The sequence below is a fragment of the Rhizobacter sp. genome, from assembly GCF_031412495.1.
Lineage (GTDB): Bacteria > Pseudomonadota > Gammaproteobacteria > Burkholderiales > Burkholderiaceae_C > Schlegelella_A.
On record NZ_JANODC010000044.1, the window covers coordinates 1 to 7,804 of the forward strand.

The following is a 7,804-nucleotide window of genomic DNA, read 5'->3' on the forward strand; positions in this document are numbered from 1 at the left end:
GGCACGGTCACGCGCGTGACGATGATCTCGGTGTAGCGGCGGTCGTCCATCACCTGCGCCAGGCCAGAGGCGAGCGACAGCAGCGTCTTGCCCGAGCCGGCGGTGCCGGCGAGCGTGATGAAGTCGCAGTCCGGGTCCATCAGCAGGTTGAGGGCGAAGTTCTGGTCCCGGTTGCGCGCCGTGATGCCCCAGACCGAGTTCTTCTGGTGCGTGTAGTCCTTCAGCGTGCGCAGGACCGCCGTCTTGCCGGTGATCTCGATCACCTTGGCGTGCAGCGACGGCGCGCCGGGGGTGTCGAGGTAGACGAACTGGTTGATCAGGAGCTGCGCCGCCACGGGGCCGCCGATCCGGTAGTAGGTGAGGCCGCCCTGCTGCCAGCTCTCGACCGTCTTGGCCTGCTTCTCCCAGAAATCGGCGGGCAGCTGCTGGATGCCGGTATAGAGCAGGTCGCCGTCGTCGAGGGTCTTGTCGTTGAAGTAGTCCTCGGCAGGCAGGCCCAGCGCCCGGGCCTTGATGCGCATGTTGATGTCCTTGGACACCAGCACCACGTCGCGCTCCGGCTGCTGCTCGCGCAACGCCTTGACGACCCCGAGGATCTGGTTGTCGGCCTTGCCCTGGGGCAGGCCTTCAGGCAGCGTGACGCGGATCAGGTCGGTCTGGAAATAGAGCTTGCCGCCTGCTTCCCGGTGCCCGCTGCGGTTGAGGGCGATGCCTTCGGAGCGGCCGTCGGCGTCACGGGTGGTCATGTTCGACGCGAGGGAGTCGAGATCGCGGCTCACCTGGCGGGCATTGCGGGCGACCTCGGTCATGCCGCGCTTGTGGCTGTCGAGTTCCTCCAGCGTGATCATCGGCAGGTAGATGTCGTGCTCCTCGAACCGGAACAGCGACATCGGGTCGTGCATCAGCACGTTGGTATCGAGCACGAACAGGGTCGGCTGGCCGCCGGCGTGGGCCTTGCGCTGGGCGCGAGGCCGTTCTGCCGGCATCGGCCTCGTCGTCAGCGCCGGAGCCGGGGGCGGGGCGGACCGGGCGATCGCCGGCGGGGCTGCCGGAAGGGTGGCCTCGTTCAGCAGCTCGAGCGGCGCCGATCCGGCGGCCTCCGCATCCGGGCCGGGGCGACGGCTGCGGCGCGCGGCCGGGGCGGTGCCCGGGGCCTCGAAGTCAGCGGGACTCAGCAGGTCGGCGCGCTTGGCCGGGGGCTTGGGCAGGGGCATGGCGTCTCGGGGCAGGGATGGCGGGCGGTAGGCGACCCGGGAGGGGGCCGTCAGCCCGAAAGCTTGCCCGACGTGAAGCACAGGCAAGCCGGCGGCCCGGCCGATCGCGGATCAGGCGGCCTTCTTGAGGGCCTTGACGGCCTTGAGCACCTCGTCGACGTGGCCGGCGACGGTGAGCCCCCGCCATTCGCCGCGGAGGACGCCGCTGCCGTCGATCAGGAAGGTGCTCCGTTCGATGCCCTTGACCTTCTTGCCGTACATGATCTTGTTCTTGACGACGCCGAACATGTGGCAGAGCTTCTCCTCGGTGTCGGCGATCAGCTCGAAGGGGAGCTCGAGGTTGGCCTTGAATCGGTCATGCGAGGCCATGTTGTCGCGCGAGACTCCGAACAGCACCGCGCCGGCCTTGATGAATTCCTTGTAGTGGTCACGAAACTGCATCGCTTCGGTGGTGCAGCCAGGGGTGTTGTCCTTGGGGTAGAAATACAGGACGACGATCTTGCCCGCGTACGCCTGCGGCGTGAACTTCACCCCTCCCGTTGCAAGCGCTTCAAAGTCCGGTACGGGTTTGTTTAGGGCAGGCGTCATGTAGCTCGTGTCGATCGGCCCCGTGCGGGGCGTAACCTCGAATTATAGGGCTTGGGTGCAGGCCGCTGGCCGAGGGACCGGCTCACGGACGAGCAGTCTCGGCGGCCGTGAAAAGCAGTGCGGCGACCACCGGCCGACCTTCGGCGAAGAGCACGTTGTAGGTGCGGCAGGCAGCCGCCGTGTCCATGGTCTCGATGCCGATCTTCGCCTCGATCAGCGGCCGCAGCAGCGCCGGCGAAGGAAACCGGATCCGCGGACCGCTGCCGAAGATGACGAGCTCTGGGCCGAGCGCGGCGAGCTGCGCGAAGTGCTCCGCGCCCAGGCCGTCGAACTCGGCCACGCCCCACGGCACCACCGGCCCGCGCCAGGGAACGACGACGCTCGCCGTGTATTCGACGCCGGCCACCGCGACGCCGTCGGGCCCGTGCCGGGCGATCGCGTTCTGGCCTTCGATCCGGTCGGCGCGCATCTTCATGTCCCGATTATCCGAGCCTCCCGCGCGCCACTTGGTGCACCGGTCGACGCCCGGCACGGGCGGCCCCTGTGGTCCAATATCGGGTTGCCCCGATGCGGGCACTTCCGGAGCTTCTTCCGTGCAACCCCTTCTCAAGTCGAGCAAGCTGGCCAACGTCTGCTACGACATCCGCGGCCCGGTGCTGGAGAAGGCGCGGCAGATGGAGGAAGAGGGCCAGCACATCATCAAGCTCAACATCGGCAACATCGCCGCGTTCGGGCTCGAGCCGCCGGACGAGATCGTCCAGGACATGATCCGCAACCTGCCCGACGCGGCCGGCTACACCGATTCGAAGGGCTTGTTCGCGCCCCGCAAGGCGATCGTCCACTACACGCAGCAGAAGCACGTCAAGGGCGTCACCGTCGACGACGTCTTCCTCGGCAACGGCGCCTCCGAGCTCATCACGATGAGCATGAACGCGCTGCTCAACAACGGTGACGAGGTGCTGATTCCCGCACCCGACTATCCCCTGTGGACGGCGTCGGTGGCGCTTTCGGGCGGCACGCCCGTGCACTACCTGTGCGACGAGGCTTCCGACTGGCTGCCCGACCTCGACGACATGGCGGCGAAGATCACGCCGCGCACGCGCGCCGTCGTCGTGATCAACCCTAACAACCCAACCGGCGCGCTCTACCCGGATGCGGTGCTCGGGCGGATCGTCGAACTGGCCCGCAAGCACGGGCTCATCGTCTTCGCCGACGAGATCTACGACAAGACGCTGTACGACGGCCACCAGCACACCTCGATCGCCTCGCTCGCCGACGACGTGCTTTTCCTCACCTTCAACGGCCTGTCCAAGAACTACCGCTCCTGCGGCTACCGCGCCGGCTGGATGGTCGTCTCGGGGGAGAAGCGCCACGCCCGCGACTACATCGAAGGCCTGTGCATGCTGGCCTCGATGCGCCTGTGCTCCAACACGCCGGGCCAGCTCGCGATCCAGACCGCGCTCGGCGTCTACCAGAGCATCGACGACCTGGTCGCGCCGGGCGGCCGGCTCGCGCGCCAGCGCGACCTCGCGCACAGGCTGCTGACGGCCATCCCGGGCGTCAGCTGCGTCAAGCCGAAGGCGGCCCTCTACATGTTCCCGAAGCTCGATCCGGAGATGTACCCGATCGCCGACGACCAGCAGTTCGCCTACGAGCTGCTCGCCGAGCAGAAGGTGCTCATCGTGCAGGGGACCGGGTTCAACTGGGCGGCGCACGACCACCTCCGCGTCGTCTTCCTGCCGAATTCCGACGACCTGACCGATGCCATCGGCCGGATCGCCGCCTTCCTCGATCACTACCGCACCCGCCACTCGCGATGAAGCCATTCCAGGCCGGCCTGCTCGGCGCCGGCGTCGTCGGGGGCGGCACCTTCGCCGTCCTGCAGCGCAACCAGGAAGAGATCTGCCGCCGCGCCGGCCGCGAGATCCGCATCACCCACATCGCCGACATCGACGTGGCCCGCGCCCGCGCGCTCGCCGCCGGCGCGGCCGAGGTCGTCGCCGATGCGCGGACGGTGATCGCGAACCCGCAGATCGACGTCGTCATCGAGCTGATCGGCGGCACCGGCGTGGCGCGCAGCCTCGTGCTCGAGGCGATCGCCGCCGGCAAGCACGTGGTCACCGCCAACAAGGCCCTGCTCGCGGTGCACGGGACCGAGATCTTCGCAGCGGCGCGCCAGCGCGGCGTCGTCGTCGCCTTCGAGGCGGCGGTGGCCGGCGGCATCCCGATCATCAAGGCATTGCGCGAGGGCCTGACCGCCAACCGGATCGACTGGATCGCCGGGATCATCAACGGCACCACCAATTTCATCCTCTCCGAGATGCGCGAGAAGCGCATCGACTTCGCGACGGCGCTGGCCGAGGCGCAGCGCCTGGGCTACGCCGAGGCCGACCCGACGTTCGACATCACCGGCGTCGACGCGGCGCACAAGGCGACCATCGTCTCGGCCATCGCCTTCGGCATCCCCGTGCAGTTCGCGCGCGCCCACGTCGAGGGCATCGACTCGCTGCAGGCCGCCGACATCGCCTATGCCGAGCAGCTCGGCTACCGCATCAAGCTGCTGGCGATCACGAAGCGGCGCGCCGCCAGGGACGGTGCCGCCGCCGGCATCGAGCTGCGCGTGCACCCGACGCTGGTGCCGTCGCGGCGCCTGATCGCCAACGTCGAAGGCGCGATGAACGCGGTGATGGTGCAGGGCGATGCCGTGGGCACGACGCTCTACTACGGCAAGGGCGCGGGCGCCGAGCCCACGGCCTCGGCAGTCATCGCCGACCTGGTCGATATCGCGCGCCTCGCAACCGCCGACCCCGACCACCGCGTCCCGCACCTGGCGTTCCAGCCCGCAGCGATGCAGGACCTGACGGTACTGTCGATCGACGAGGTCGTGACCTCCTTCTACCTGCGCCTGCAGGTGGCCGACGAGGCCGGCGTGCTGGCGCGCATCACCGGCATCCTGGCCGAGCACGGCATCTCGATCGATGCCCTGCTGCAGCGGCCGACGGAAGCCGGCAGCCACGAAGGCGCGGCGCGTACCGACGTCATCATCCTGACGCACGAGACGGTCGAGGGGCGCATGACGAGCGCCATCGGCCAGATGCAGGCGCTGCCGACCGTGCTCGCGCGCATCATCCGCATCCGCAAGGAAGACCTGGCGTGAACTACCTGAGCACGCGCGGCGGGGCGGCCGGGCGCGGCTTCTCGGAGATCCTGCTCGAGGGGCTGGCGCCGGACGGCGGGCTCTTCGTGCCGGAGCGCTATCCGCAGATCGACCCGGCCACCCTCGGACGCTGGCGCACCTTGCCTTACGCGGAGCTCGCCTTCGAAGTGTTCTCCCGCTTCGTCGCCGATGTCCCGGGGGCCGACCTGCGCCGGCTGGTCAGCGCCACGTACACCGCCGCGACGTTCGGCGACGGGCGCATCACGCCCCTGCGCCCGCTCGAGCCGGGGCTGTTCGTGCTGGGCCTCTCGAACGGGCCGACGCTGGCGTTCAAGGACGTCGCCATGCAGTTCCTCGGCCACGCCTTCGAGTACGAGCTGGCCCGGCGCGGCCGGCGCCTGACGGTGCTCGGCGCCACCTCGGGTGACACCGGCAGCGCCGCCGAGCACGCCCTCAAGGGCAAGCGCGGCATCGAGGTCTTCATGCTCTCGCCGCGCGGCCGCATGAGCCCGTTCCAGCAGGCGCAGATGTTCAGCCTGCAGGACGCCAACATCCACAACGTCGTCGTCGAGGGCGTGTTCGACGACTGCCAGGACCTGGTCAAGGCGGTCTCGTCCGACCTCGACTTCAAGCGCCGGCACGACCTCGGCACCGTCAACTCGATCAACTGGGCGCGCCTGATGGCCCAGGTCGTCTACTACTTCGCCGGATATTTCGCGGCGACGAAGACGAACGACGAGGCGGTCAGCTTCGCCGTGCCGACGGGCAACTTCGGCAACATCTGCGCCGGCCACGTGGCCCGCATGATGGGCCTGCCGATCCGGCGCCTGGTCCTGGCGACGAACGAGAACGACGTCCTCGACGAGTTCTTCCGCACCGGCGCCTACCGTGTGCGCGGCGCCGACGAGACGCACGAGACCTCGAGCCCGTCGATGGACATCTCCAAGGCCTCGAACTTCGAGCGTTTCGTGTTCGACGCGCTCGGCCGCGACGCGGCGCGCACGCGAGCCCTGTTCGCGGAGGTGGAGACCCGGCGCTCGTTCTCGCTGGCCCGCGCCGACTTCGACCGCGTCGCCGGCTTCGGCTTCGTCAGCGGCAGGAGCACGTCGGCCGACCGGCTGGCGACGATCCGCAGCGTGCACGGCCGTTTCGGCGAGGTCATCGATCCGCACACGGCAGACGCGCTGAAGGTCGGCCGCGAGCACGTGGAGCCGGGCACGCCCATGATCGTTCTCGAGACGGCGCTGCCGGCGAAGTTCAACGCCACGGTCCGCGAAGCGCTCGGTTTCGATGCGCCGCGCCCGCCGGGGTTCGAGGGCATCGAGAACCTGCCGCGTCGCTTCACGGCGATTCCGCGCGATGTCGAGCGGCTGAAGTCGCTGATCGCCGGAGGCGGGTAAGCCATGGGGGCCACCGAGACGACCACCAGCCGGCCGCCGATGCTCTCGCTCGACGAGGCTGTCGAGCGGGTGCTGGCGCGCGTCCAGGCCCCGGACCCGGTAGCGGCGGAGGAGATCGCGACCTTCGACGCGCTCGGCCGCGTCCTCGCTGCCGACGTGAGCTCGCTGATCGACGTGCCGCCGGAGGACAACAGCGAGATGGACGGCTACGCCCTCCGCACTGCCGACGTGCCGAGTGCAGGGACGGTGCTGCCGGTCAGCCAGCGCATCGCCGCGGGGTCGGTGGGTAGCGCGCTCGCGCCGGGGACGGCGGCGCGGATCTTCACCGGCGCGCAGGTTCCCGCCGGTGCCGACAGCGTCGTCATGCAGGAGCTGTGTGCCACCGTCGACGGCGGCGTGCGCGTCGATGCGCTGCCCCGGCCGGGCCAATCGATCCGCCGTCGCGGCGAGGACGTGCAGCGCGGCGCCGTCGTCCTGGCCGCGGGCAGCCGCCTGACGCCGCAGGCGCTCGGCATGGCGGCCTCGGTAGGCGCGGCGACCCTGCGAGTCGGGCGGCGGCCGCGGGTGGCGCTGTTTTCGACCGGCGACGAACTGGCCATGCCCGGCGAGAAGCTGAAGCCGGGCGCGATCTACAACTCCAACCGGTTCACGCTGCGCGGGCTGATCCAGGCGTTCGGCGCCGAGTGCGACGACCTCGGCATCGTTCCCGACCGCCTGGACGCGACCCGCGATGCCCTGCGCCGGGCGGCGTCGCGCAACGACCTGATCGTCACCTGCGGCGGCGTCTCGGTCGGCGAAGAGGACCATCTCAAGCCTGCGGTCGAGCGCGAGGGGCGGCTCGACCTCTGGCAGGTCGCGATCAAGCCCGGCAAGCCGCTCGCGTTCGGCGAGGTCTTCCGCACCGACGGCTCGGCGGCCTGGTTCATCGGCCTGCCCGGCAACCCGGTGTCGAGCTTCGTCACCTTCCTGTTTGCCGTGCGGCCGGTGCTGATGCGCCTGCAGGGCGCGACCGACCTGGCGCCGCGCGCGATCGAGCTGCGCGCCGACTTCGCCTGGCCGAAGGCCGACCGGCGCCGCGAGTTCCTGCGCGTGCGCCGCAACGAGGCCGGCGGCCTCGACCTCTTCGGCCACCAGGGCTCGGCGGTGCTGACTTCGACGATCTGGGCCGACGGCTTCGTCGACAACCCCGGCGGCACGACCATCGCCCCGGGCGACCGGGTCCGCTACCTTCCCCTGGCGGAGCTGCTGGGATGAAGGTCGAGGTGCGCTACTTCGCTTCCGTCCGCGAGGCCCTGGGCGCGGGCGAGCCGGTCGAGGTCGCCGACGGCGCCGACGTCGCCGCCCTGCGCGACGCCCTCGTCGCGCGTGGCGGGCGCCACGCCGAGGCGCGCGGCCGGCCGCGGCGGCGGCGCAGCGCCCGCACCCGCGGCCGCTGCAGCGGGGCC

8 protein-coding genes are annotated in these 7,804 nt (G+C 70.2%); 5 read left to right on the forward strand and 3 right to left on the reverse strand.

The window, feature by feature from the left end; translation table 11 throughout:
• The 3 genes from AC30N0_RS01575 to AC30N0_RS01585 all read right to left on the reverse strand — a co-directional run.
• A partial coding sequence (locus tag AC30N0_RS01575; protein ID WP_489516184.1) for a PhoH family protein occupies positions 1 to 1,214 on the reverse strand: 1,214 nt, incomplete at its 3' end.
• A gap of 111 nt (positions 1,215 to 1,325) precedes the next feature.
• A complete protein-coding gene (locus tag AC30N0_RS01580; protein ID WP_489516185.1) occupies positions 1,326 to 1,802 on the reverse strand; it encodes a peroxiredoxin in 477 nt (158 codons plus the stop codon).
• Between the two features lie 82 nt (positions 1,803 to 1,884).
• Positions 1,885 to 2,277 (reverse strand): Mth938-like domain-containing protein, encoded by a 393-nt coding sequence (locus AC30N0_RS01585; protein ID WP_489516186.1) that lies wholly within the window; start codon positions 2,275 to 2,277, stop codon positions 1,885 to 1,887.
• A 118-nt stretch (positions 2,278 to 2,395) separates the two neighbouring features.
• On the opposite strand from AC30N0_RS01585, the gene AC30N0_RS01590 reads away from it, so the two are divergent.
• From AC30N0_RS01590 to AC30N0_RS01610, 5 genes are all read left to right on the forward strand, one after another.
• On the forward strand, positions 2,396 to 3,622 hold the full coding sequence (locus tag AC30N0_RS01590) for a pyridoxal phosphate-dependent aminotransferase (protein ID WP_489516187.1): 1,227 nt from the start codon (positions 2,396 to 2,398) through the stop codon (positions 3,620 to 3,622).
• Positions 3,619 to 4,959, forward strand: a complete 1,341-nt coding sequence (locus tag AC30N0_RS01595) for a homoserine dehydrogenase (protein ID WP_489516188.1) — start codon at positions 3,619 to 3,621, stop codon at positions 4,957 to 4,959. Before AC30N0_RS01590 ends, AC30N0_RS01595 begins: the two co-directional genes overlap by 4 nt.
• Positions 4,956 to 6,359: a threonine synthase gene (thrC, locus tag AC30N0_RS01600; protein WP_489516189.1), complete on the forward strand. Its 1,404-nt coding sequence runs from the start codon at positions 4,956 to 4,958 to the stop codon at positions 6,357 to 6,359. The genes AC30N0_RS01595 and thrC overlap by 4 nt, the downstream gene beginning before the upstream one ends.
• A gap of 3 nt (positions 6,360 to 6,362) precedes the next feature.
• Entirely contained in the window at positions 6,363 to 7,613 is a 1,251-nt protein-coding gene (locus AC30N0_RS01605) for a molybdopterin molybdotransferase MoeA (protein ID WP_489516190.1), read from the forward strand.
• On the forward strand, positions 7,610 to 7,804 hold a 195-nt coding region (locus AC30N0_RS01610; protein ID WP_489516191.1), incomplete at its 3' end, for a MoaD/ThiS family protein. The genes AC30N0_RS01605 and AC30N0_RS01610, both read left to right, overlap by 4 nt.